The following is a 25609-nucleotide window of genomic DNA, read 5'->3' as shown; positions in this document are numbered from 1 at the left end:
GGGACTAGATAAACCTGACCAACCCGATTTCCGTTACTATCTTTGGCATAGGGGCCCCAAAAACAATATCATCATAGGCATCCCCATCAAAGTTCCCCACCACCACAGAGAATCCGGCTAAATCCTCGGCCGCGTTGCCATTAACCACAAATCCCATACCGTTTGATGTCGTGCTGAGATTAGTAACATCAATGGTTTGTCCTTTTTGACTGGTGAGATAACTGCCATAGATGACATAAACCGCCCCGGCAAAGTTACCGACATTGGGCGCACCAATCACTAAATCAGGAATCCCATCCCCGTCAATATCACCTGTTGCTAAAGAAAGAGAGAGATTTCGTTGATTATCGCCGCCATCAAGAATATTGGTAATTAAGACGCCATTGGAATTGCCATCGAGATTGATGGTACTTAAGGAGCCACTGCCGGAGAGAATATCACTGCCACTAAATAATATCTGAACCGTACCATTGGTGATGACGTTGCCTTGAGTGTCGCTATAGCCTCTATTCCCTACTGCCACATAGGACAAACTACCATCGGAATTAAACCCACTGGCCAAAACATACCCAATGGCCGGATTATCGGAATTAATAATAAACCCACTATCAATCAGCGCGAGGGAGGAATCATTTGCTTCGGTGACCGTTGCGGTTCCCGTGACGATTTGCCCAGGCCCCATTGACACTGCATCAATTAAATAGGGAGAAATATTATTACGCGTTAGAGGATTGTCGTTATTTTGAAAATAAACAGTGACATTAGCTGGATTAGGTGAGGTTGTAGTGTTACTGCCCAGATCAACAAACAAAAAGAGATCTTCCGTTATTCCTTGAATTGGGTGGCTAAAGGATTGAGTATCGGGGTTGAGGCTATTGAGTAGGGTATCTCCCAGGAGTAGACCGAGCTGATTACCGGTGAGTGTCTTGCCAGTGTTGTCAGTCCCAATCCCCCAGGCCTGGCTGCCGCTTGTCACGGAAATTCCAGTAATGATTTTATTTTGCTGTCCAGAGAGCGTAATTTGATAGACGACATCGGCAATTCCATTGGGAGTAATCGTCGTGTGGGCCTGGGCGGGAGTTGCAGAAACTAAGTCAAAAATAGGGATTGTTATGCTTGCTAATTGTGTGGGAACGATTACGGGTGTGGGGTTAATTTGACTGGGGAGTTGCCAACTTGAAGCATCCCAAACGGAATAGTAAGTATTAGGGCCTGGGGGAATCGGTTGGTTGTATTGAGCGGCGTAGTGGTTGCCAATTTGACTTGTACCAGCAATAATCTCAAGAATTTGATTTCCTGTGAGATTTTGGAAATTTGCACTGGTTAAATCCGCCGCATTAACATCAGATGCCGTTAATGCCTTGGGATAGAATGCCACTTCATCTAAATAGACTGGGTTATTTGCCGTAGAATTTCCAGCTAAAACCAAGGTGGCTGATGTGGGAAAACTATCAAATTCGACATTATTAACTGTCCTGGCTAAAACACCATTCAAATACAAACTTAGAGTTTGACTGGAGCCATCATAGGTGCCAAAAACGTAATACCAAACATCACTGGCTAAGGTTTGACTCGCCTGAATTTGAGCGTCATCCCCATTACCTAAGTTATTCAGGCCAAAAGTCAGTAATGGCGGTGCACTCGCATCATCTAGATCAACTTCCAGGCCCAGGCCAAATAATCCCGATGCAGAAATCAGATTGATGGACTCCTTGGGTAAATTCGGTAACTTAAACCACAACTCAATGGTAAAGGCCTGGTCAGCGAGCGGTACGGGTTGATTGAGCGTAACGTCTCCTCCCTGAAATAAAACTGCGGGATTGGGATCGCCAGTGTTACTTGTGGTTTCTAAGGCCCCCATCTCACCCAAGGTAAAATTACCGCTATAGGTGCCATTGGCGGCGGCTTGAAATTGGCCACTATTGCGGGCTACCGTTCCATTTCGTTCTCCCAGGCGTAAATAAACCGATGGGGCAGCGTTGAGGACTAATTGGCGATAGGATGCGGGGGCAGATTCAGTCCAGAAGACGGCAGGGTTTTGATTAATCGTGCCAATGGTTAAAGGTGTAAATGGATCGGGGTTAATGTTGGGGAGCAAGGCAGTAGGGGCAGACCAGGCCGGGGGGTGAGTGCCAGCGCTTGAATTCAATGTGGAGTAGTAAATCGTGGTTGTAGGCGTATCATTATTCAGTTGGGTATTTAACCAGGCCGCCATAATTAAACCATCAGGCCCTAGGCCAAGCGTAACATTCGTATCCTGACCTATTTGATTCGCAATGGGAGTCGCAACTGACCAGGGAATGGTTTGGCTATTGGTTCCTAGACCATCTAAACTCGCAACAGAAAAATAAATCGTTGAGCTTTGCAGGGCCTGGTTAATCATCTCTGAGTTGCTATACTCCTGGCCTGGGATAGCTTGATTCTGAATTTGACTGCTATCCACATTCACCCAAGCGGCAAATACCTGATTCGTAGCCTGGTTAAAATACACCACCGGATCGTAATTTAAGCCACTTGTGCCAATAATTGAGGTTTGGTCGGCAATACTCACTCCTGAGGTACTTGGCGTGGCCAACAGCGTCTTAATCACCGTCCCAGGATTGGTAAATGTGGTCAGAATATCGCTAGTTGTAAAGGGAGAAACTGGGATGCTATTACTATTAACTAATGTGCCACTACCCAAACCATAAATCACTGTAATAATATCTCCTTGACCAATGGGTGCAGTGAGTCTCAATACAACAGAGTTATTTTCAACTCCAACATTCGTAACGTCAATCACTGTATTGGCATTGTTCACGGTCACCCTAAACTGACTCGGTGCAGGGGGATTCGTTGGATTTAGGGGTTGATCAAACGTCAGCGTCAGAACATTCGAGATCGCCACTCCCGCTAACACCATTGGAGCCTCGGTTGGACTACTCGCTGGAGTCACAGACATTGTGAAGTCCGGCACCCAAAAAGCAAAATCAGTCGCATCAGAAAGATTCAGGTTATTAAGGCTATTTCCGGGTGTAGCATCAATGTTGTAGCTAACAGAAACTGTATCGTTAGCATCAATAATAGTGTTTGAATTTACCGTAATAATAACATTATTTCCTGACGTGAACACATCCTGAATCGTAGTAGCTTGATTGTTAATCAGAACTTGAAACTGACTTATCCCAGGCTGGGCAGAGCTGTCATTATTGAGGCTGTCAGCAAAGGTCAGGGTAATTTGAGTTCCTGATAATAAGGCAGAAATGGGGGTAATCGGTGGGGTATCACTACTCCAGGCCAGCAACACACCAGCATCAGTTACAACTAAATTCGGTGGGCTATCCTCAGCGTAATCTTGGGCAACGGTGCTACCAAGCAGAGGATTAGTGGTGATAGTATTTCCCGAGGCAGCAGGGATATTACTATAGGTACGATTCACCTGTGCAGAAGTGCTTGGGGGAGCATTACTCGCAATATTAAAACTAGTAATTACCCCACCATCGGCCGTTGTCAATAAATTACCTGTGCCGTTGCTTGAATAATTTACGGAATAGAGACCACTGGGGGTTCCTGCTAGAGTTAGGATGACACTGTTTGGGGTCACGGCAACGGACTCAATCAGGATAGAATTTCCATTGACATCTGTGACATCAAAGCGAGACAGAGCAGGAGTAATAGTTGGATTCAATATGGCATTAAAGGCAACTAAAATCTGTTGCTCCGTGACTTGATAGTTACTGTTAGTGCCGCTAATCGGATTGTAATTATAGGTAAAAGTATTGGAGGATTGATTGATAACAGGAATCGGAGCATTATTTTGATAAGTAACCGTAATATTTGAGAAGGATTCATTATTTAAGGTGGTTACGGGAAGCGCAGATTCTAGCCGCAGTAGGGTTGTATCTCCCTGAGTGATGACCCCAAAAACCGGAACTTTTGTAACTTGCCCTAGGGGATCCGTGAGTGCAACTTCAAAGTCATCGGGAGTGGGATTTCCATTAATTGGTAGCCCTTGAATTTCTAAAAGAGGCCCTTTGACGATGGCAATGGGAGAATCAGTGCTAGCTTGATTAAGTGCGAGTAAATCACTACTACTGGGATCATCTCCCCAGGTAAAATAAGGATAAATTCCAATAGTTCCTCCTAGAAAACCTAAGAGTTTAATGGTGATATTCATGGGAAAGCCAAGACTGAAATCACGGTCATACTGAAATGCACCATTATCCGCCGCCCGAGTGCCGCCAAACGTCCCCACCAAGCTGAGTTGAATCCCGGCGATGGCCTCAAAGACATAAGGGATTTTAATCCCGCCATCAATGCCTGTAGCAACCGGTATCGAAAACAACAAGGATTCCAGTTCTATGGCTTCATTACTGTCAGGATCAACGTCGCTGAAAATTAACTCAATCACTTCTGTAACATCAGAAATCACCGCCAGGCCAATTGCGGCGAAGGCCCCTAAAGGAGGAACATTAAATAGCGTCGCCAGCACCGTATCAGACCCCCCCCCTGTCGGAGATAAAGCCGCCCCAACGGGAGAGACGTAGGTTTGCGGGTCTTTGGGGGATAATTGCCACTGCATTCCCAGGCCAGCACTGCCTAACAAGTTAAATAGAATGGGTGTTCCTTCAATGGGCAACGGAAATGTAAAGCCAACTGTTAGGCCAACGCTCCCCGTTTCCACTGTTAAAGGATAAGAAAGATTGTCTTCACCTAAGCTTTTATCAAAGGTATAAAGGGTCGCGGCAATGGCGGAGATGGAAATTTCTGGCTTACGGGAGAGTTGTGTTGTGTTTCCTGCCGGATTGAGACTGCTTCCTGTATTTCCAGATGAGGTATTGTTACTGCCTGGCTCATCTTTATTTAATTGAATTGCCATCGAGGCATTGAGCAACAGTCCTTCTGTACTAATTCCGCCCCCAAAAAATGAAAGATTAGGATTGTTCCCTGAAGATCCCAGTAATGTTCCAGTAATATTGAATTTCTTAAAAATGGGCGTTAGCAGAGACTGAGGTACACTAGACATTCCCTCAAACAGTTTTAAGTTGGTTAGGTTGGTATCAAATGTCTGAGAAACTGTCCAATTTGCCCCCCATCCCTGAAAGCTACTGGATTGTGTTTCCGCAAGAGTCAAGGGTTGGTAAGTAGCAGGGGTTAATGCAGTCACCGCACTTTGTCCACCCTGAATGTAGCTCCCTTGGATGACGCCATCTTTGGCAATCTGGGGCGTGTAAGTAGCAATAGGCGTGGCTAGGGCTGATGGGGTTGTGGGGAATTGGTTACTGTAAATTTGAAACGCTTGAGAGTACAAATCCGCATCTTCTCGAATGGCTTGGTTTTGGGCTTTGACGAGATCAACCTTTTGCCCTACCACCGTCACAAAACCGTTATCTGCCACCGCCCGAGGTTCTAAATCACCCACTTGATCCGCAGTCAGGGCCTGGGGACTAGGTAACCATTGCAGATTCCCATTGGCGTTATATTGGGCGGCGGTATGGAAAAAGTTACTGTCGTTTTCCCGGCCTTCTTGATAAACCACTGCCAGACCTGGGATGAGCGTACTAGTATTGCCACTACTAGTTCCAGATTCGATAATTAACCCTGAATCTGCAATCAGATTGAGACTGCGGATATGCTGACCGGCAGTATTGACAATGGCCTGGGCATCTTTCCAGGTTTGGGAAATGGGATCATAAACCGCGTGCCAAATATTCGTTCCTTCTAACCAAACAACATGGGTCGTTCCTGCGCTGTCTTGGGTAATGGCCGAGAGACGGTTGGTAAGATTCAAAGACATAAATACCCTATCCCCATTGAGTGGGTGGTGGCATTGAAATAAAGATGGTGTTACTAGCCCTTATAGCATAATTGACTGAGAAGGAAGTAAGTTTTGTTGGTTTGATCCTAGAAAATCAAAACCAATGATTGTCAATTTTTCTCTAAGAAAATGCCTTTAACAAGGATATTTTTATCTTTTTTGATCAATACAGCGGGGCCATCCTAAAGTCTAAAAATGCGAGGATGGCTTCCCCTAGCCCCACGGATTTTGGCGGCCCAGTATATTTTGCCCATTGGTCATTTTGGTGGCTGGTTGACCCACTTTATTTATGTCCTAAGTAGCCTTGTTCCGGCCCTTTTATTGCTCACGGGGCTATTCATGTTTCAGCATCGACGCTGGCGTTGGGCTCAAAGTCCATCAGGCCGGCCCTAGCTATTTAGACGCTCAATATAGAGATCTTTTTTGATAAAAGGTAAATCGAACTGTTAGTTAATGCTGTTTAGGCAACAATGGCAACCCCATCAATTAAAAGAGAAGGGGTATAGTAGGAACCTTGCCAACGACGGTCATTGCCCACAGCGATAACTTGGTTTAAAAGTTGATAGACATTGCCCGCGATCATGGTGTCCTTAACCCGTCCCAGAACTTCCCCGTCAGCAACAGCATAGCCCAAATCCACATTGACGGAAAAATCGCCGGACAGATCGGCTCCGTCCCCTAAAATTTGAGCCACGATCAAGGCCTGGGGCAAGGCTTGCAGTAGACTTTGCCCATCTTCTTGGCCAGGGGCCACGACTAAATTGACTAAACTCGGGACAGGATAATACTCCAGGCCAGGCCGGAAACCGTTGCCGCTAGGGAGTTGGCCGAGACGACGGGCCGTCATCCGGTCACTATAAAACTGCTGGAGTTGGCCCCGTTGGATCAGGGAATAGGCCTGGGTGGGGGTGCCCTCATCGTCAAAGGGACAATCGTAGGGACTGAGGTTCGGGTCCTGAGCCAAGCTAATTAGGGGAGAGACCACCCCCTGCCCTTGACGCTCACTCCAGGGGGAAGACCCCTCTAACACCCGTTTACCATTGAGGGCCGCGGCCACCGTATCCCAAAGTAGGGAGGCGGCATTACTGGTGAAAAGTACGGGCAGTTTTCCGGTAGGGCTCGGAGCCAGGGCCTTGGCCCAATGGAGTCGTTGGAGCAGTTGGGCAATCACCTCGTCGGTCGTAAAGGCCCCGCGGCCGTAATCACCGTCATAGACCGCGAGAAAATCCTCTCCCCGTATCCATTCCACGCCGAAATAGTAGCTAACACTGGTCTCTTCAATCTGGCAATCCAGGCCCTGACTATTGAGGAGGCGTGTTTTTTCTGTCTCGCAACTCAGTTCTCCGCCACAGATGACCTCAGGATAGGCCGAGCGCAGGGCCGCAATGGTAGCCTTGCCAATATCGATCAAATTTTCCACTGAAACAGATTCCCCCAAGGAAGAGTGCCAATTCCGACGGGGTGGGGCCAGAGCTGGTTCTTCGGGGTCATTGAGGGCGGCTAATTCCAAGGCCTTCCCCACAAGCCGCTGAGGATCAATGGGGCCATAGGCCACCGCTAGTCCCGGACGACCTTCCCGCCACAGTCTCAGGGCCAGGCCCTCGGATTCAACCGTTTCTAACTGCTTGAGACGGTTAGCTTCAAAAAAAACGGGATGGGAGAGGGACGAGGCCTGGTAAACCTCCGCCGCATCAGCTCCAGCTTTGAGGGCTAAATCCAAAAGGGTTTCTAGGTCAGCAGACATGGGCAGGGATATGGTGACGGAATGGTTTGATTATGGCATCCTTCCAGAAGACAACAACCCCATAGAAATCATCAATCTTGCGGGGAGGTTTGTGCCACAATGGGGGCGGTGTCCATACAATAAGGACTAGATTTGCAAGTAGGTATTAAATAATGGAACTGCTTTACCAGTATGCCTGGCTAATCCCCCTACTCCCCCTGATCGGAGCGGCGGTAGTCGGCATTGGACTCATCTCTTTTAACCAGATGACTAATGGACTACGGCAGTTGAATGCAGTGTTCATCATCTTCTGTTTAGGTACGGCCATGGTGCTTTCTGGTGGCCTGCTGTGGAGCCAACTCCAGGGTCACAACAGCTACTCCCAAATGGTGGAATGGGCTTCTGCAGGAAGTTTCCATTTACAAATGGGCTACGTCATCGACCACCTCAGCGCGTTGATGTTAGTGATTGTCACGACCGTCGCGCTGTTGGTGATGATCTACACCGATGGCTACATGGCCCACGACCCTGGCTATGTTCGTTTTTATGCGTATTTAAGTTTATTTGCTTCCTCCATGCTGGGGTTGGTGATTAGCCCCAACCTTGTCCAGGTCTATATCTTCTGGGAATTGGTGGGGATGTGTTCCTACCTGCTGATCGGCTTTTGGTATGACCGCAAGGCCGCAGCCGATGCCTGCCAGAAGGCTTTTGTCACCAACCGGGTGGGGGACTTTGGTCTCCTGTTGGGGATTCTCGGTCTTTACTGGGCCACCAATAGTTTTGATTTTGGGGTTGCGGGGGAACGTTTAGAAACCTTGGTGGCCTCCGGTAGCTTGAGTGGGACGATTGCCGCTCTATTCGCCATTCTGATCTTTCTTGGCCCTGTGGCCAAATCGGCCCAGTTTCCCCTCCATGTCTGGTTGCCCGATGCAATGGAGGGCCCGACCCCGATTTCGGCCCTGATCCATGCGGCAACGATGGTGGCGGCAGGGGTTTTCCTGGTGGCTCGCATGTACCCAGTGTTTGAGCCCATCCCGGCGGTAATGAACGTGATTGCCTGGACAGGCTGTTTTACAGCCTTTCTGGGGGCCACCATTGCCTTGACCCAAAATGACATCAAAAAAGGCCTGGCCTATTCCACCATTTCCCAGTTGGGCTATATGGTCATGGCCATGGGCATTGGGGCCTATTCCGCTGGTCTGTTTCACCTGATGACCCACGCCTACTTCAAGGCCATGCTTTTCCTCTGCTCCGGTTCAGTCATCCACGGTATGGAGGCGGTGGTTGGTCACGACCCGGTGCTGGCCCAGGATATGCGCATCATGGGCGGCCTACGGAAATATATGCCGATTACGGCCACTTGTTTTCTGATCGGTACCCTGGCTATCTGCGGTATTCCTCCCTTCGCAGGCTTTTGGTCGAAGGATGAAATTCTAGGCCTGGCCTTCGCGGCTAATCCGGCCCTCTGGGCCATTGGTTGGGGAACGGCTGGTCTAACCGCTTTCTATATGTTCCGCATGTACTTTATGACCTTTGAAGGGTCTTTTCGCGGCAACGACTCGGCCTTAAAAAATAAGGTGTTGGATTTCTATGACCTGTTACCGGCCTTTGGCCCGGGTGCCATGGATGTGCGGGAACTCGATCACGATGAGGCCAGCCACGACGACCACGGCCATAGCCATGAACCCCACGAATCGCCCCTGACCATGACCTTTCCTCTGATGGCCCTGGCAGTGCCCTCGGTATTGATTGGCCTGATTGGCCGGCCCTGGGCCAACCAATTTGAGGCCTTTATCCATGCCCCTGGAGAAGTGGTCGAAGCCGTCACCCACTTTGATTGGAATGAATTCTACATCATGGCCGGTAGCTCCATCGGCATCGGCTTAATTGGTATTAGCGTGGCGATTTTGATGTACCTACAAGGGAAAATTGACCCGGCCAGCATTGCCGAAAAATTCCCCGTTTTATACCGTTTTTCCCTGAACAAATGGTATTTCGACGATGTCTATGACCGTGTTTTTGTGCAAGGCTCCCGTCGCCTGGCCCGACAAATCATGGAAGTTGACTACAAGGTCATTGATGGGGCGGTTAACCTAACCGGTCTCGTCACCCTCGTCAGTGGTGAAGGCCTGAAATATCTAGAAAATGGCCGCGCCCAATTCTATGCCCTGATCGTCTTTGCGGCGGTGCTCGGCTTTGTCATCGTGTTTAGCGTCGTCTAAACCCTCTAATTAGTTCGTTACCACTATTGCTTCTAGCTCTTGCCACGGTTCTTTGGAGAATTTTTGGGAAGGGCTATTTTTGTAGGTAGGTCAATGAACCTTAGGAAAAAACACAAGTCAGGCCCCTCATTTTTTAGGATAGGGGCCACTTTGGGAGTCATGGCAAGTCCCGCAAGCCCCCAGGCCGGATCGAGGCCCTAGGCCTTACCGTTGCCATTAGCCTGGCCCGCCAGCACGCTCTGAGTCAGCTTTTCGGGAACCTCCTGAAGATGGTCGTACTGCCAAGTAAAGGTTCCTACTCCCATGGATAGGGAACGCAATTCCACAATGAAAGTCTGCATTTCCGCCTGGGGTAGATAGGCCGAAACCTGATCCCAGGCCTTCCAATCACTGCGGGGTTCATACCCCAAAATCTGGCCCCGGTGCCCACTCACCAATTGCAGAACCTTGGCTGTAAACTCCGATGGGGTAGCAATATTAACACTCAGAATCGGCTCCAGTAACAGCGGCTGACATTGGGGCATTCCCTCCGTCATCGCCAACCGGGCCGCTTGTTTAAAGGCCTGCTCGGAGCTATCCACACTATGGTAAGAACCATCGGTGAGGGTGACAGCAATATCCACCACCGGAAAACCCAAGGGCCCCTTGGCCAAAAATTCCCGCACCCCCATTTCTACCCCAGGGATGTACTGCTTGGGTACAACACCGCCCACAATGGTTTCTTCAAAGCGAAAACCGGCCCCCCGTTCTAGGGGTTCCAGGGCCAGGTAAACGTCACCAAAGGCCCCGTGTCCGCCCGTTTGATGCTTGTAACGACCATGAACTTTGCCGCTCTGGCGAATGGTTTCCTTATAAGGCGTTTGGGGGTCATGGGCCTGGAGAGGCAAATTATACTTGCGGCGGAGTCGGTCGAGGGCCACCTGGAGATGAATTTCTCCCTGGCCCCAGAGGACAACTTCCTTCGTCTCTGGTTCCTGGCCCCATCGCAGGGCCGGGTCTTCTTCGACTAACTTAGCCAGGGCCGCACTTAATTTAACTTCGTCCCGACGATTTTCAGCCAGGATAGCCTGGGCATAGACCGGCTCTAGGATAGCGGCCTGGGGTAGAGGCTCGATCCCTGTCTGGGAAGATAAGGTATCCCCGGTTTGAATACCTTCTAACCGGCCCAGGGCCACCACTTCCCCAACCTGGGCCTGGGTGATCGGTTGCTGTTGTTGGCCAAAGAGACGATAGATACCGCCAGGACGAACTCCATTCAACAGGCCCCCTTCCTGGAGCATTCCCTGCCAAACCCGCACCAAGGATAGCTTGCCTCCCTGGGACGTGAAGTAGGTTTTAAGGACTTGCACAATGGGTTCGTCGGCCTCTGTCATCGTCAGGCCTCGTCGTTCTGCCGTGAGGGAGGGGGCTGGGGCTTCTCGTTTTAGGATCTCCAGCAGGGGACGAACGCCGTAGTCTTGGTCGGCAACCCCCAACAGTACCGGCACAATTAAATCGGCCCCCAATTCCCATTTCAGGTCTTTTTCAATTTCGGCCTGGGGTGGAGCAATGTCTTCCAACAGTTCTTCCAGGAGATGGTCATCAAATTCCGCCAGGGCCTCTAGCATTTCCTGACGGGTGAGGTGCTCTTCTTCCTCAAGCTCTGGAGGGAGCGGCACTGGATCAGCCGGGGACTGGGGATGGTAGTGGTAGGCCTGCTCGGTCACGAGATCAATATAGCCAATCAAGTCATCGCCTTGGTGAATGGGATATTGTTGCGGCACCAGGGGACGACTAGAAATGGTTTTCAAGGCCTGGAGGATTTCTAGAAAGCTATTTTTGGCCCGATCCATTTTGTTAATAAACACCAGGTGAGGAATTTCCCAATCATCCAAAAATTTAAACAACGGGGCCAGGGTCAAGACTCGACTCACATCAGCCTCACAAACCACCACCGCTGAACCGGCCCCCACCAAAGCATTGTAGGTTTCCTGGGCAAATTCAATGGAACCCGGACAGTCTAGGATGGTCAGCGCCAGGTCATCCCAATTTAAACTGGCAACGTTGACTTCAACTCCCATGGCCCGGGCCCGCGCCTCTGGGCTCGCATCTCCAACTGTATTACCTTCCTTGATTGATCCTTTACGAGTCACCTTGCCCGTCACCCAGAGCAGGCTTTCTAAAAGGGTCGTCTTGCCACTGCCGTAGGGGCCAACCAAAGCAACATTCCGCAGGTTTTCCATCGAGTTTTGACTCATATTCAATCCAGTCTTGAGGTGGGTTGATCTGAGCCTAGCGAAGGAATGAATCTCCCGGATCGTCTATGTAATGTCTCGCAAAATACCAGCCCAATGCTGTGAAGACCTATGAAGAAACATTGCCAAAATTTACGGGACTGTTGCTTTAGCAAGGGCCGAAGGAAGCGTTATCAGCAGTGCCTTCGTGACTCCACCGCCTTCATTGAAATCTAGGAAAGCAGGTAGCGCATCCAGAAATAGCTGGTGATGGTTTTGGCATCAATGGGTTCTCCTGCGGCAATGGCCTGCTCAAATTCTTCAAAGGTGAGCAGAACGACTTCAATATCTTCGTCCTCGTCTTGATCCGGTGGCTCGGCCAAACGCTCTAGTTCCTGGGCCAAAAAGGCATAGATATATTCATCGGAATAACCCGGGGCCAGGGGAAACTTCCCAATGGGCCGCCAACGATGGGCCCGATAGCCTGTTTCTTCTTCTAGTTCCCGCTTAATCGTTTCTGCGGGGTCTTCGTTCGGTTCGACGGTACCGGCAGGAAATTCTAACAGTCGGCCCTGAACTGTAACGCGGTACTGCTTAACCAGAATCAACAGATTATCATCGGTGACGGGAACCGCCAAGGCCCCACCGGGATGGCGAATACATTCCCACTCCCCTTCGACCCCATTAGGTAAACGACGACGGCTAACATCAAAGCTAAATTTACGGCCTTGGTAGTGGAGACGTTGCTGAAGAATCGGAGCCGGTTCGGAACCAAAGGTCATGAGGTTGCTAGAGAGGGGACTGGCTCCATCTTAGCCCGATTCTTGGCCTGCCGAAGAACGGCGACGGCGACAGCGTTCGGAACAGTATTTCACCGCTTCCCAACAGTCGGCCCATTTTTTGCGCCAGGTAAAGGGCCGGCCACAAACCAGACAGGGTTTTTGGGGCAGAAAGGCCTTATTGGCAGATTTCTTCATAGCCTAGACCGGGGTCATGGTCTTGAGGTCGGGTAGGGGATGAAATTCCGCCACCAATTGCCGGAACTGTTCACCTTCAATGGTTTCTTGCTCAATCAGAAGATCAACCAAACGATCCATCAAGGCCCGATTATCCTCCAAAATTTGGATAGCCCGACGATGGGCTGCTTCCACAATCCAGCGAATTTCTTTATCAATGCGAGCAGCAATCTCCTCGGAATATTCGGAACGTTTGCCCCAATCGCCTCCTAGATAATTGGTGCCGTCTTCATTTTCCAGGGCCACGAGACCGAGGGAAGACATTCCCAACTTAGTCACCATTTGCCGGGCCAGGTAGGTGATTTTTTCGATGTCGTTACCGGCCCCCGTGGTAACCTCATCCGCCCCAAAGATAACTTCTTCGGCCACCCGGCCTCCCAGTAAACCGGCAATGCGAGCAATCAGTTGACTGCGCGTCATTAGGCTCTGTTCTTCATCGGGGGTAAACCAGGTTAGGCCCCGGGCCTGGCCGCGGGGGATCAGCGTCACCTTTTCTACGGGATCGTGGCCAGGGCAGAGGGTACCGATCAGGGCATGGCCCACTTCATGGTAAGCAATCAAACGCTTACTCTTGCTATCTACCAGGGGCGTCCCTTCCATGCCAGCGACCACCCGGTCAATGGCATCGTTGACCTCCGCCATGGTGATCGCTTCCTTCCGACGACGGGCCGTGAAAATAGCGGCCTCATTCATTACGTTGGCCAGATCGGCTCCGGTAAAGCCAGGGGTACGGCGAGCAATGGTGGCCAGTTCCACCTCTGGGGCAATTTTTTTGTTTTGGGCGTGGATGGCTAGGATTTTATGGCGTCCGTCGAGGTCGGGATAGTCTACCGTGACTTGACGGTCAAACCGACCGGGCCGTAATAGGGCCGTATCCAACACATCAGGCCGGTTAGTAGCGGCGATCACAATAATGCCGCTGTTGCCCTCAAAGCCGTCCATTTCCGTGAGCAGTTGATTGAGGGTTTGTTCCCGTTCGTCGTTGCCTCCGCCGTAGCCGACCCCCCGCTGACGACCTACCGCATCGATTTCATCAATAAAAATGAGGCAGGGCGCGTTTTCCTTGGCCTTTTTAAACAGATCGCGGACACGAGAGGCCCCGACCCCCACAAACATCTCCACAAATTCTGAGCCAGAAATACTGAAAAAGGGTACTCCCGCTTCTCCGGCAATGGCCTTGGCCAAAAGAGTTTTTCCCGTTCCTGGTGGGCCAATCAATAAAACGCCCCGAGGAATCTTGGCCCCAATGGCGGTAAATTTTTCCGGTTGCTTGAGGAAAGTCACTACTTCCTGGAGTTCTTCTTTAGCCTCGTCGATACCGGCCACATCGCCAAAGCCGATACCGGTTTTGGCCTCCATCTGGAAACGGGCCCGGGACTTCCCAAAACTCATGGCCTGGCCGGACATATTGGCTGAGCGACGGATCACAATGGCAATTAAGCCAATTAAAATAACCACGATCAGGACATGGGTTAAGAGTCCAAACAAAGCGGAATGGTCGGGCGTGCGGCGAATGCCCCAGGTGACATTGCTTTCCTTGAGTAGTTCGATCAATTCAGGATTGGTTTTAAACAGGCGTACCGTTTTGGGTTTAGCGTCCTGGGGTTGGCCCTTTAAGGTTACCGAAGCAATCTGTAGGTTGGGGTCAATTTCAACCTTGCTAACCTTGTTGGCCTTAATGTCCTGAAAGAGTTGACCGTAGGTGAGGTTGTTTTTGCCACTCCCCATGGCTGAGTTTTCCTGGGCTAGGCCTGGAGCCGTTGTCAAGAGGGCCGGCACCAGGGCCAAACTAGCCAGCCACTGACCCCAAAAGCGGGAGCGAGATGAAAACCGGCGCTGGGTAGAAGGGAGGAGACGTTGACGCATGCCAAGGACAGTAAGGTTAAAGACTGTCCTCTATCTTAACTTGCCCGTTGGAGGTTGTTCCGAGAATGGCCCATTGAGAAACGCCCCAGGCGTCGTCCTAGGCCTCTGGGGTAGCCTCAGGATAATGAACCTTGCGGCCGTAGAGCGTCGTCACAAAGTCCAGATGATTGGCGAGATCTGTTGTTAGGTGGTCAGGGTGGTAGCGCCAGCCCCAATTGCCCTCTGCAGTTCCCGGTAGGTTCATGCGGGTATCGTTACCAAAGCCCAGAATATCCTGGAGGGGAAAAATGGCGATCCGGGCCACTGACCCCATGGCGAGGCGGATTAGACTCCAATGGATACCTTCGGGACAGACACAGCCGAGGTAATCTGTGACCCGCTTTTGTTCCTCTTCTGACCGGCCGTAGAACCAGCCCACCGTCGTATCGTTGTCGTGGGTGCCGGTATAGACAATGCAATTAGGGTTGATATAGTTAAAAGGGAGAAAGGGATTGTCTCGGTCAGAGTCAAAGGCAAAATGGAGAACCTTCATGCCTGGAAAGTCAAAATCATCCCGCAGGGCCTCGACCTCTGCAGTAATCACCCCTAAATCCTCCGCCACAATGGGTAAGTCTTCTCCCAACTCCTGCTGTAGAACTTGGAAAAATTCCCGACCAGGGGCCATTTCCCAAGTCCCGTTCATAGCTGTTGTTTCACCTTCCGGGACGGCCCAATAGGCCTCGAAACCCCGAAAATGATCGATGCGAACAATATCAACATACTGCAGAATGGCCCGGAAGCGCTTGACCCACCAGGCAAACTGGGTTTTTTGCAAGGCGGGCCAGCTATAGACAGGATTACCCCAAAGTTGGCCCGTTTCACTGAAATAGTCCGGTGGCACACCCGCCATCAGGGCCGCTTCTCCGGTTTCCGGATTCAGACAAAAGTTATCCGGATTGGCCCAGACGTCAGCGCTGTCGTGGGCGACATAGATGGGAATATCGCCGAAAATAGCAATATGGCGCTGATTCGCGTAGGTTTTCAGAGCCTGCCACTGCCGGAAACCGATAAATTGCAAAAATTGCTGATAGGCTATTTCCTCCGCTAACTGTTCTCGCCATTGGGCCAAGGCCTCGGGATGACGCTGGGCCAGGGCAATGTCCCAAGTATGCCAACTACTACCGGCTAAGGCTTCCTTGAGGGCCATAAAGAGAGCATAGTCTGCGAGCCAGTCCGCTTGGCTCTGACAAAATTGTTGCAACTCTGCCGTTAAGTCCGGCCCTACCTGGTTTTTAAACCGAGCCCAGGCCTGTTGAAACAAGGGCATTTTATAGGCCCGAACCGCCTCAAAATCAATACGAGCATTGAGAAATTCCGGGATCTGCTCCAAAATTTCCGGGGGTAAAAGCTGGTCTTCAACAAGCTTCTCAGGACTAATCAGTAGGGGATTAATGGCCAAAGCCGAGTAGCAGAGGTAGGGCGAATTGCCAAAGCCCGTTGGCCCTAGGGGTAAAATTTGCCAAATACTTTGGCCACTCTGGGCCAGGAAATCTACAAAACAGTAGGCTTCTTCCCCGAGATCCCCGATGCCAAAACGACCGGGGAGGGAAGTGGGATGCAATAAGATACCGCTACAGCGCTGGTTTAACATTCACTCAGAACGTCCATGGAAAGGAACTCCCCCAAGTGTACCGAGGCGACCGGGGGCCGAAGCATTTTGTTTACGGCCCTTAACGAAATCCTCGACCGCCCGGCCTAGACGTTGGAATAAATGCTATTGCGGAGGATCGTATAGCCCTTGATCAGTTCCTTAATGCCCCGATCCAACGACCAATCCGGGGTAAACCCAGTGCTCAGGATCCGCTGGTTGGAGACAATGTAGTCCCGTTTATCGGGGTCTTCGCCGATGGGGGCCTCTAGGTAAACAAAATTGGGCAAATGTTCCTTAATCTTGGCACAAAGCTCTAGCTTAGACAGGTTGGCATCCTCTAAACCCACATTATAAGCTTTGCCCTTCATGGCCTCGAAATTTTCCAATCCATGCAAAAAGACCTTGGCCACATCCCGGATATGGATGTAGTTGCGCTTAAAGTGACCCTCAAAAATCACCACAGCACGGTCATAAAAGGCCCGATAAACAAAGTCATTCACCAACAGATCGGTGCGCATACGGGGAGCCATGCCAAAGACCGTTGCCAGGCGGAAGGTGATGCTATTTTCTCGTTCTAAAACCGCTTTTTCCGCCGCTACCTTGGTCACACCATAGAGGGAAATGGGCCGTAGAGGACTTTCTTCCGTACAAAATTTACCCGCCTCTCCAATGCCATAGCCGCTATTGGTCACGGGCATCAAAATTCGTTGCTGGGGACTAGCCAGGCGACAGATCATTTCCACTGCATCTTGGTTGATCGTCTGGGTTCCAACCTGATCACGAGCGCAGAGGGGGGCCCCCACCAGGGCCGCCAGGGGGATAATCGCATCCGCATCTTTGAGTAAATCCTTGATTAAGGCCTGATCACGACAGTCCCCCCGAACCACTTCAAACGTATCGTAATGACAGCATTCCGCCAGGCTATTTTGCCGAAATATAAAGCTATCAACAACCGTGACTTCATAGCCTGCCGCTAGCAGGATCGGGGTTAAGACCGAGCCGATGTAACCCGCTCCTCCGGTGATTAAAATTTTCATGGGTTCCTCAACTATGGTTTTAAGTACCGACGGTTTCCTTTTGCCGAACCGCCTCTAGGTAATGGTGGATCGTGTCTTCCGCTGGGCCTGAGAAGCGAATCCGACCGCGGTCTAGCCAAATGGCTCGTTGACAAGATTCTTTAATGAATTCCAGCCCATGTGATACTACCAGAATTGTGGTGTCATGGTTCCAGAGCCTATCCATCCGCGCCTGGCATTTATGCTTAAAGCTTTCATCTCCCACGGAAAGGACTTCATCGAGAATTAAGATATTAGGCTCTACATCCGTCGCAATGGCAAAGCCCAGACGGGCCATCATGCCGGAGGACAGGGCCTTGACCGGCGCATAGGCATACTCTTGCAGTTCCGCAAAATCCAAAATGGAGGGAATGCGCTCCTTCATTTCCTGACGGGAAAAGCCCAACATTACCCCGTAGAGGATGATGTTATCTTTAACGGATAAGTCGCCATCGAATCCTCCCCCTAGCTCGATTAAGGGGGCAATCTCTCCCCGGACTTTGAGGGAGCCCTTCGTCGGTTGGAGAATGCCACAGATGACTTTCAAGAGGGTGGATTTTCCAGAGCCGTTGGAACCAATAATGCCAATTTTCTCGCCGGAGTTTACCACTAAATCCAATTGGTCGAGAATAAGTTTACGGCTAGGCTTACGATACTTGCCCTCAAGGATAGATAAAATCGTGCGCTTTAAATCGTAGGAAAACTCCTCTTGAGTTCTACGATACAACGACACCTGGTCTAAGCGAATAACTTCAGTCATCTAGTAAAAGGTTACAGCAAGTCCATAAACTGATTTTGCCAAGCCCGGAAGCAGCTCCAACCGATAGCGAGGAGAATAATACCGTTGAGTAAACCGTGCCCAATCATCAGCAGGTCGGGCCTTTCAGCATTTAGGGAAAGTTGACGAATACTTTCAATGATCGGCATAAGAGGATTGATAATCAGGAAGGCCTGTACGGGTTTGGGCACAATCTCCACGGGGTAAAAAATAGGAGAGCCAATCCAGAGAACAAAACAAACCAGTTCGTAAAAGTAGGGTAAGTCCCGAAAGAAGACATAAAGGGCGCTCACCAAATAGCCAACCCCAGCGCAAACTAAACTTAGGGACAGTAGTGGCAAGAGCAAACAAAGGGTATTCACCAACCACCAGCCTGATCCCCAGGATTTATGAAAAGTGATGATAGCTAAGAGAGGTAGGGGGCCGACCACGAACTGAAAAACATTGGAGACGATCATGGAGAGGGGAAAAACCGTGATTGGCAGACGAATCTTATTCATCAATGGCCCTGACCCCACCACGCTAGCCAGGGCTTGGTTTGTCGCAGCAGAAAAAAAGTTAATCACGATCAGTCCGGTGAAGGCAGCCAACATATAATTGATAGTCGAACCACCGTAGAAGGATTTAAAGGCGGCCCCAAAAATCGCCGTATAAATCCCGGTCATGATTAGGGGATTGAGTAAAGACCAGTAGACTCCCAAAAACGAGCCTCGATACCGACCTTTGAGGTTGCGCTCAACTAGGATATGCAGAAGTTCTAAGTAGCGCTGAACCGGAGACCACTTAGCGCGGGCGGGTATCGAAAGAGCCATAGGTGATGGGCAAGACGGCCTGTCAAGGACTAAAGGGTCATTGTATCGACAGTGGTTCTTTTTGTCGAGGGAAGGAAGACCCTGGGCGTTCCTGGGGGCGAAGGGTTCCAAATTCCGCTAAACTGAGGGGTGATCTACCGCACTATGTTATTTTTTCTTAATCCCTATGGCAATCGAAATTGGTCAAAAAGTTAAAGTTTATCGGCTCAGAGACCGGGTTTCCCAGGATGTAATCGGCAAATTGGGTAAAACTGGCACGGTTAAAGAATTTAAGATGACCGATGGTAGCGGGATTGGCGCTGTGGTGGCCTTTGATGATAGAACCGCCACTTGGTTTTTTGAAGACGAGTTAAAACCCCTCTAGACCCGGCCCAATGGCCCTTTATACCTTGACCCTTACTGACTGAATTCCCATGGCATCTATTCTGACCTTTTTAGGGAAGGGAGGCACAGGCCGTAGTATTACAGCCATCGCCGTAGCCAAAAGTTTGGCCCAAAAAGGGAAACGAGTATTACTCCTCGGCCAAGACCCGAGTCTCGGCTTCTACCTCGGCACCCCTCTCCATGAACAGCCCAGGGAAGTTGAGACCAACTTTTTCGCCCTTAACCTCACGACCACCGCTCTGTTGGAACGGGGCTGGGAACAAGTCAAGGAATTGGAATCCCAATATCTGCGCTCTCCTACTCTGAAAAACATCTACGGTCAGGAACTGGGGGTTTTACCCGGTATGGATGAGATTCTAATTCTCAATGCCCTGCGGGAATACGACCAGAGCAACCGCTACGATGTGATTCTGTATGATGGGCCGGGCAACCTCAATACGCTACGGATGCTAGGCGTCGCGGAAATTGCCAGTTGGTACTGGCGGCGATTTCGTCAGGTGTTGGACGGTTCAGAGGTGATTAAAACCGTCAGTCCCTTTCTCCAGCCGGTAGCCGGGGCGCTACTAAACGGGGCCTGGAATTTAGAAGAATTAACCCAAAATCCCCAAGGTCTCAATAATCTGTTAGAAACGGGCAAAACCTTTCTAGCCGACCCCCGTCGTTTCGCTGCCTATCTGGTAACGACGCCGGCACCAGTGGCCGTTCTCGGGGCTAAGGCCCTCTGGGGTGGTGCCCAGCAGGTCGGCCTGACCGTCAAAGGTGTTTTAGTGACGCCGGGGCAGGGCCAGATCAATCAGGAATTTCCCCCCTTACCAATGACGGCCCTAGCGACTTTCCAGGGGGATAACTGGCCAGAATTAGTGCAAAGCTTGCCGGATCTTCTAGCAGAAACAACAGCCCCCCGGCCCTTAGACATTGATTTAACTGCCCGCCAAGTGAAGGTTTTTCTGCCCGGTTTTGATAAAAAACAGGTCAAACTCACCCAATACGGCCCGGAAATTACCATTGAAGCCGGAGACCAACGGCGTAATATCGACCTACCAGCCCCCCTGCGGGGCCAAGCCGTAACCGGTGCCAAGTTCCAAGACCATTACCTAATTATTTCTTTTTAAGTTCTAACCTATGACGAACGCCAGTGAAAACCAGGCTAAAACTAGACAACTGCTAGGGATGAAGGGAGCTGCTCCTGGTGAAACCTCGGTCTGGAAAATTCGCCTCCAACTGATGAAACCCATTACCTGGATTCCGCTAATCTGGGGGGTCATTTGTGGGGCCGCGTCCTCCGGCGGTTATGTCTGGAGCTTAGAAAACGTGATCAAGGTTTTGGCTTGTATGCTTCTCTCCGGGCCCTTGATGACTGGCTATACCCAAACCCTCAACGATTTCTATGACCGTGAGATCGATGCCATTAACGAACCCTACCGGCCTATTCCCTCCGGGGCCATTTCCTTGGGGCAGGTGGTGACGCAAATTTTAGTCTTGCTCCTAGGGGGGATTGGCGTAGCCTACGGTCTTGATCTCTGGGCTCAACACGAGTTTCCCATTATGACTGTCTTGACCTTGGGCGGGGCCCTGATTGCCTACATCTACTCCGCACCACCGCTGAAGCTCAAACAAAATGGCTGGTTGGGTAACTATGCCCTCGGGGCCAGCTACATTGCCTTGCCTTGGTGGGCCGGCCATGCTCTGTTTGGGGAACTCAACAGTACGATCATGGTGTTGACCCTGATCTATAGTCTGGCGGGCCTGGGTATTGCGGTGGTCAACGACTTCAAAAGTGTGGAGGGAGACCGCCAACTCGGCCTGAAATCCTTGCCGGTGATGTTTGGCATCACTGCCGCCGCCTGGATCTGCGTGGTTATGATTGATGTCTTCCAGGCCGGTATTGCGGGCTATTTAATCAGTATCCGCGAGAATCTCTACGCCACCATCGTCCTGCTGTTAATCATTCCCCAAATTACCTTCCAGGACATGTATTTTCTGCGTAATCCCCTGGAAAACGATGTGAAGTATCAGGCCAGCGCCCAACCATTCTTAGTGATTGGCATGCTGGTAACGGGCCTAGCGTTAGGTCATGCTGGGATTTAGCGGGAGTCCCCGTTGTTGATGGCAGGACAGATCAACAGCCAGAGCCTCAGTGGAATGCCTCGAAACCCCCTGGAAGCAACAACTAGGCGACATTCTTCGCGTGGTTCAAGGTTGACCGGATAGGGTATGGTGGAAAATGGCCATCGTTTATTGCTCGTTCCTATGACTTCTCCCCTTGAGTCCGAATTACAAACGCTCCAACAAACGGCTCAAACGGCCATTGCGGCGGTGACGGATCTCACCACTCTCGAACAACTCCGGATCCAGTACCTGGGTAAAAAAGGGGAACTCTCCCTAATTCTGCGGGGGATGGGTAAACTCGGTGCCGACGAGCGTCCCCGCCTAGGGGCCATTGCCAATGAGGTTAAAGAGGCCCTCCAAGCCCAGTTAGACCAGCGCAAGCAGGCCCTGCAACAAGCAGAGATCCAGGCCAAGTTAGCGGCGGAAACCATTGATGTCACCATGCCGGGGGTTTATCGGCCCCTGGGTCGTCAGCATCCCCTCAATAGTACGATTGACAAGGTTTTAGATATTTTTGTGGGTCTGGGTTACGGCATCGCCACCGGGCCCCAAGTGGAGACAGATTACTATAACTTTGAGGCGTTGAATATTCCCGCAGATCACCCCGCACGGGATATGCAGGATACTTTCTTTTTAGGGGATGGGCGCTTGCTCCGTACCCACACGTCCCCGGTACAGATCCGTTATATGGAGAGCCATGAGCCGCCGATCCGCATTGTCGCGCCAGGTCGGGTGTATCGTCGGGATACGGTGGATGCTACCCATTCGGCAGTTTTCCATCAGGTTGAGGTACTGGCCATTGACGAAGGTCTGACCTTTACCCACCTCAAGGGCACGATCAAGGAATTTGTGCGCCAGATGTTCGGTGAGGCCCTGCCCGTCCGTTTCCGAGCCAGCTATTTTCCCTTTACAGAACCCTCAGCAGAAGTAGATGTCCAATGGCAAGGGAAATGGCTTGAGGTGATGGGCTGTGGCATGGTAGATCCCAACGTGATGAAAGCCGTGGGCTATGATCCAGAACGTTACACGGGCTTTGCCGCCGGCTTTGGCATCGAACGCTTTGCCATGGTCTTGCACCAAATTGATGATATTCGTCACCTCTATACCAGCGATCTGCGTTTTCTGCGCCAGTTCTAAGCTTCATTGCCTTTTCTCGGAATTATCCCCATGACCCAGTCCCTCCGTGACGACCAGTACAAAGCGAAAATGGAACGCCGCAAGGCCGTTCAAGATCAACGCATTGCCGAGGCCAAAAGTGAACAGGGCTTGATTATTGTCCATACGGGCAATGGTAAGGGGAAAACCACGGCGGCCCTGGGGATGGTGCTCCGCTCCCTGGGGCATGGCTACCGCGTGGCCATTGTGCAATTTATCAAGGGGGCCTGGGAACCAGCCGAGAAACGGGCCTTTAGTCCCTGGCAAGACCAACTGATATTTCAGGCGATGGGGGAAGGCTTTACCTGGGAAACCCAAGACCGTGAAAGGGATAAAGTCATGGCCCAGAAGGCCTGGGAAATGGCCCTGGGTTATCTGCGCAATCCCGAATTTAAGTTGGTGCTGTTGGATGAAGTGAATGTGGCCCTGAAGCTAGGGTACCTGGACGTGGAAACAGTACTAGCCGGCCTGGCGGAGAAGCCCCCCCTGAGCCACGTTATTTTAACCGGCCGGGGAGCCCCGGCGGCCCTGATTGAACGGGCGGATCTGGTCACCGAAATGACCCTAGTGAAGCATCCCTTCCGGGAGCAAAATGTTAAAGCCCAGCCGGGTATTGAATTTTAAGCGTTGACTGCGATGGCCTGGCTAGACCCCGAACGCAGAGGGCCAGACCTTGTAAAATCAAAGCTGGATCATCCGTCACAATCGTAGAGTAATTTCGGTGGAAAAAGGCAAGCTGATTGAATTCCGGCTCCAGGGAGAGCGCCGTTTAGCCGTGGTAGACCGTCCCGATGGCAAAAAGGACTGGATTGTGATCGATCAAGGGGGCCAAAGCCACAAAATTCGTCCCCAGCGGGTAGAGTATGAAATTCCTGGCGGGCCGTACCAACCCCAGGAGATTAAAGTCTTTTGGCAAAATAGCCAAACCTACCTCGATCCTTCTAGCCTGGAGGTGGCCTGGGAATTACTGGTGGAGGATGGCCAAGCCATCACCCCCGCCGAATTAGCCAATATTTTATTTTCTGACCAATCCCCCCTCTTTTGTTACGTGGCCCATAGTCTGCTGGCGGAGGATAAAGTCTTTTTCAAACAGAAGGGAGACGCCTACGAACCCCGTTCCCTGAGTCAAGTCGAAGAAATCAAACATCAACAGGCCGTGGCGGAGCAACGGGAAGCCGAGCGTCTAGGATTTTTAGCGCGTTTACAGCAGGCCCTCCAGCAACCTGAGCCGTTTCAGGCCTGGCAAGATAGTGACCGACCCAAACTTGAGGCCCTGGAACGTTTTGTCCTGCAACCAGAGTTAAATCATCGTCAGGCCCAAGACCTCCTGGATACCCTAGGACGGGCCCAAACCCCTGAAGCGGCCTTTCGTCTCTTGGTAGAATTAGGCTGGTGGAGTACCCACGAAAATCTTTTCCTACGTCGAAGTTCCTATCCCCGCCAATTTTCCTTTAAGGTATCCGACTTGGCCCACTCTCTTCTCCATGAACCGCCCGCCGATCCCGACGAGCAACGCCTAGACCTAACCCATCTCAAGGTCTATACGATTGATGATGAGAGTACGGCGGAAATCGATGATGGCCTGAGCGTGGAGATCCTAGGAGAAGACCACCATCGTCTGTGGATTCATATTGCCGATCCCAGCCGCCTAGTCCGCCCCAATGATGATTTGGATCTGGAGGCCCGCAAGCGCAGTACCAGCTTGTACTTACCCACGGGCATGATTTCCATGTTTCCCCCGGAGTTGGCCACCGGGCCCATGAGTTTAATTCAAGGGCAACTCTGCCCGGCCCTGAGTTTTGGGGTAATTTTATCCTCCGAGGGCGAGGTACTTGACTTTCAAATTGCCGCCAGTATCGTCCGGCCGACCTATCGCCTTACCTACGATGATGTGGACGAAATGTTGCATCTCGGTATTCAAAAGGAGCCGGAGGTGGGGATCTTGGCCCAGGCGGCTAAACGACGACACCATTGGCGGCGTTCCCAGGGAGCCATTAACATCCAGATGCCGGAGGCGGTGATTAAGGTCAATGCGGCGGAGGAAATTTACATTCAACTCCTAGAAGGATCTCCCTCTCGGCAACTCGTGGCCGAAATGATGATTCTAGCCGGAGAAGTGGCTGGTCGCTACTGCCAAACCCATAATCTTCCCGTGCCCTTCCGAGGCCAACCCCAACCCGAACTACCGCCCGAAGAAGAACTGCTTCTCCTTCCCGCTGGCCCCGTCCGTTCCTGTGCGGTACGACGTTGTATGCCCCGTAGTGAGGTTAGTATTACCCCTTCCCGTCATGCCAGTCTGGGCCTAGACCTCTATACCCAAGTGACTTCGCCCATTCGTCGCTATACCGATCTGCTGTCCCATTTTCAAATCAAGGCCCATCTCCGGGGTGAGGCCCTGCCGTTTTCTAGCGACCAAGTCCAACAAATTCTCTACAGTGTCGTACTATCGGCCCAGGAAGCCACCTCTGTTGAGCGTCAAAGTAACCGCTACTGGAGTTTGGAATATCTGCGGCGCAATGCAGACCAGGCCTGGCAGGGATTGGTTCTGCGCTGGTTACGGGAAGACGAAAAATTGGGCCTACTGCTGCTAGAAGAATTAGGTCTAGAATTACCCCACCGTTTTGAGCGGCCCGTCTCCCCTGGTGACCGATTGATTGTGCAGGTCAGCCAGGCCGATCCCCACCGAGACGAAATTCGTTTTCGGGAGTTGTCAATTCCCGAAACGCTCTAGGTCTTGAGGCTGCCGTTGTAATGATGGCCGACAACACGCCCAAAATTTATCTACTTGATCATCGAGAGAACCGTTATCCCCCTCCACTTGTTCTAAACATTGCTTCAACTTAGCAGCA

Annotated in this window: 18 protein-coding genes; 8 read left to right on the top strand and 10 right to left on the bottom strand. The window is 51.1% G+C overall.

Annotated features, from left to right (window positions below):
• Positions 1–4: 4 nt before the first annotated feature.
• Positions 5–5776: a SwmB domain-containing protein gene (locus ABXS88_RS11865; RefSeq protein WP_353672255.1), complete on the bottom strand. Its 5772-nt coding sequence runs from the start codon at positions 5774–5776 to the stop codon at positions 5–7.
• A 216-nt stretch (positions 5777–5992) separates the two neighbouring features.
• Between ABXS88_RS11865 and ABXS88_RS11860 the strand changes: the two genes are divergently transcribed.
• Positions 5993–6190: a hypothetical protein gene (locus ABXS88_RS11860; RefSeq protein WP_353672254.1), complete on the top strand. Its 198-nt coding sequence runs from the start codon at positions 5993–5995 to the stop codon at positions 6188–6190.
• A gap of 67 nt (positions 6191–6257) precedes the next feature.
• Here the strand turns inward: ABXS88_RS11860 and ABXS88_RS11855 are convergent, their stop codons facing one another.
• Entirely contained in the window at positions 6258–7541 is a 1284-nt protein-coding gene (locus ABXS88_RS11855) for a TldD/PmbA family protein (RefSeq protein WP_353672253.1), read from the bottom strand.
• Positions 7542–7693: 152 nt separating this feature from the next.
• Between ABXS88_RS11855 and ABXS88_RS11850 the strand changes: the two genes are divergently transcribed.
• The gene (locus ABXS88_RS11850; RefSeq protein ID WP_353672252.1) at positions 7694–9742 is read left to right on the top strand and encodes an NAD(P)H-quinone oxidoreductase subunit 5; all 2049 of its coding nucleotides are present in this window, start codon (positions 7694–7696) and stop codon (positions 9740–9742) included.
• Positions 9743–9939: 197 nt separating this feature from the next.
• Here the strand turns inward: ABXS88_RS11850 and ABXS88_RS11845 are convergent, their stop codons facing one another.
• The 8 genes from ABXS88_RS11845 to ABXS88_RS11810 form a co-directional block, all read right to left on the bottom strand.
• Positions 9940–11979: an elongation factor G gene (locus ABXS88_RS11845; RefSeq protein WP_353672251.1), complete on the bottom strand. Its 2040-nt coding sequence runs from the start codon at positions 11977–11979 to the stop codon at positions 9940–9942.
• A gap of 209 nt (positions 11980–12188) precedes the next feature.
• Positions 12189–12737: an NUDIX hydrolase gene (locus ABXS88_RS11840; RefSeq protein WP_353672250.1), complete on the bottom strand. Its 549-nt coding sequence runs from the start codon at positions 12735–12737 to the stop codon at positions 12189–12191.
• 30 nt (positions 12738–12767) lie between these two features.
• Positions 12768–12932 (bottom strand): DUF2256 domain-containing protein, encoded by a 165-nt coding sequence (locus tag ABXS88_RS11835; protein ID WP_353672249.1) that lies wholly within the window; start codon positions 12930–12932, stop codon positions 12768–12770.
• Between the two features lie 3 nt (positions 12933–12935).
• Positions 12936–14738, bottom strand: a complete 1803-nt coding sequence (gene ftsH / locus ABXS88_RS11830; protein ID WP_353674817.1) for an ATP-dependent zinc metalloprotease FtsH — start codon at positions 14736–14738, stop codon at positions 12936–12938.
• 196 nt (positions 14739–14934) lie between these two features.
• Entirely contained in the window at positions 14935–16467 is a 1533-nt protein-coding gene (malQ, locus tag ABXS88_RS11825; protein WP_353672248.1) for a 4-alpha-glucanotransferase, read from the bottom strand.
• Between the two features lie 104 nt (positions 16468–16571).
• A complete protein-coding gene (locus ABXS88_RS11820; protein WP_353672247.1) occupies positions 16572–17504 on the bottom strand; it encodes an NAD(P)-dependent oxidoreductase in 933 nt (310 codons plus the stop codon).
• Positions 17505–17523: 19 nt separating this feature from the next.
• Positions 17524–18282, bottom strand: coding sequence for an ABC transporter ATP-binding protein (locus ABXS88_RS11815; RefSeq protein ID WP_353672246.1), 759 nt, complete (start codon positions 18280–18282; stop codon positions 17524–17526).
• 11 nt (positions 18283–18293) lie between these two features.
• On the bottom strand, positions 18294–19112 hold the full coding sequence (locus ABXS88_RS11810) for an ABC transporter permease (protein WP_353672245.1): 819 nt from the start codon (positions 19110–19112) through the stop codon (positions 18294–18296).
• 166 nt (positions 19113–19278) lie between these two features.
• Here ABXS88_RS11810 and ABXS88_RS11805 point away from each other — a divergent pair, with 166 nt between their 5' ends.
• The 6 genes from ABXS88_RS11805 (at position 19279) to ABXS88_RS11780 (ending at position 25491) form a co-directional block, all read left to right on the top strand.
• Complete coding sequence (locus ABXS88_RS11805) at positions 19279–19476, top strand: DUF2862 domain-containing protein (protein ID WP_353672244.1); 198 nt, start codon at positions 19279–19281, stop codon at positions 19474–19476.
• 49 nt (positions 19477–19525) lie between these two features.
• A complete protein-coding gene (locus ABXS88_RS11800) occupies positions 19526–20608 on the top strand; it encodes an ArsA family ATPase (protein ID WP_353672243.1) in 1083 nt (360 codons plus the stop codon).
• Positions 20609–20618: 10 nt separating this feature from the next.
• The gene (chlG, locus tag ABXS88_RS11795) at positions 20619–21584 is read left to right on the top strand and encodes a chlorophyll synthase ChlG (protein WP_353672242.1); all 966 of its coding nucleotides are present in this window, start codon (positions 20619–20621) and stop codon (positions 21582–21584) included.
• A 162-nt stretch (positions 21585–21746) separates the two neighbouring features.
• On the top strand, positions 21747–22742 hold the full coding sequence (pheS, locus tag ABXS88_RS11790; RefSeq protein WP_353672241.1) for a phenylalanine--tRNA ligase subunit alpha: 996 nt from the start codon (positions 21747–21749) through the stop codon (positions 22740–22742).
• Between the two features lie 30 nt (positions 22743–22772).
• The gene (gene cobO, locus ABXS88_RS11785; RefSeq protein ID WP_353672240.1) at positions 22773–23384 is read left to right on the top strand and encodes a cob(I)yrinic acid a,c-diamide adenosyltransferase; all 612 of its coding nucleotides are present in this window, start codon (positions 22773–22775) and stop codon (positions 23382–23384) included.
• Positions 23385–23481: 97 nt separating this feature from the next.
• On the top strand, positions 23482–25491 hold the full coding sequence (locus tag ABXS88_RS11780; RefSeq protein ID WP_353672239.1) for a ribonuclease R family protein: 2010 nt from the start codon (positions 23482–23484) through the stop codon (positions 25489–25491).
• The last annotated feature ends 118 nt before the right edge of the window (positions 25492–25609 follow it).

The organism is Synechocystis sp. LKSZ1 (genome assembly GCF_040436315.1).
GTDB lineage: Bacteria > Cyanobacteriota > Cyanobacteriia > Cyanobacteriales > Microcystaceae > Synechocystis.
The sequence above is the reverse complement of the archived record's forward strand: the minus strand, read 5'-3'. Positions and strand labels throughout refer to the sequence as shown.

Bases quoted from the DNA above. Each gene is read 5' to 3' on its own strand.
- ABXS88_RS11865 (WP_353672255.1), bottom strand. From the start codon at position 5,776: ATGTCTTTGAATCTTACCAACCGTCTCTCGGCCATTACCCAAGACAGC.
- ABXS88_RS11860 (WP_353672254.1), top strand. From the start codon at position 5,993: ATGCGAGGATGGCTTCCCCTAGCCCCACGGATTTTGGCGGCCCAGTAT.
- ABXS88_RS11855 (WP_353672253.1), bottom strand. From the start codon at position 7,541: ATGTCTGCTGACCTAGAAACCCTTTTGGATTTAGCCCTCAAAGCTGGA.
- ABXS88_RS11850 (WP_353672252.1), top strand. From the start codon at position 7,694: ATGGAACTGCTTTACCAGTATGCCTGGCTAATCCCCCTACTCCCCCTG.
- ABXS88_RS11845 (WP_353672251.1), bottom strand. From the start codon at position 11,979: ATGAGTCAAAACTCGATGGAAAACCTGCGGAATGTTGCTTTGGTTGGC.
- ABXS88_RS11840 (WP_353672250.1), bottom strand. From the start codon at position 12,737: ATGACCTTTGGTTCCGAACCGGCTCCGATTCTTCAGCAACGTCTCCAC.
- ABXS88_RS11835 (WP_353672249.1), bottom strand. From the start codon at position 12,932: ATGAAGAAATCTGCCAATAAGGCCTTTCTGCCCCAAAAACCCTGTCTG.
- malQ (WP_353672248.1), bottom strand. From the start codon at position 16,467: ATGTTAAACCAGCGCTGTAGCGGTATCTTATTGCATCCCACTTCCCTC.
- ABXS88_RS11820 (WP_353672247.1), bottom strand. From the start codon at position 17,504: ATGAAAATTTTAATCACCGGAGGAGCGGGTTACATCGGCTCGGTCTTA.
- ABXS88_RS11815 (WP_353672246.1), bottom strand. From the start codon at position 18,282: ATGACTGAAGTTATTCGCTTAGACCAGGTGTCGTTGTATCGTAGAACT.
- ABXS88_RS11810 (WP_353672245.1), bottom strand. From the start codon at position 19,112: ATGGCTCTTTCGATACCCGCCCGCGCTAAGTGGTCTCCGGTTCAGCGC.
- ABXS88_RS11805 (WP_353672244.1), top strand. From the start codon at position 19,279: ATGGCAATCGAAATTGGTCAAAAAGTTAAAGTTTATCGGCTCAGAGAC.
- ABXS88_RS11800 (WP_353672243.1), top strand. From the start codon at position 19,526: ATGGCATCTATTCTGACCTTTTTAGGGAAGGGAGGCACAGGCCGTAGT.
- chlG (WP_353672242.1), top strand. From the start codon at position 20,619: ATGACGAACGCCAGTGAAAACCAGGCTAAAACTAGACAACTGCTAGGG.
- pheS (WP_353672241.1), top strand. From the start codon at position 21,747: ATGACTTCTCCCCTTGAGTCCGAATTACAAACGCTCCAACAAACGGCT.
- cobO (WP_353672240.1), top strand. From the start codon at position 22,773: ATGACCCAGTCCCTCCGTGACGACCAGTACAAAGCGAAAATGGAACGC.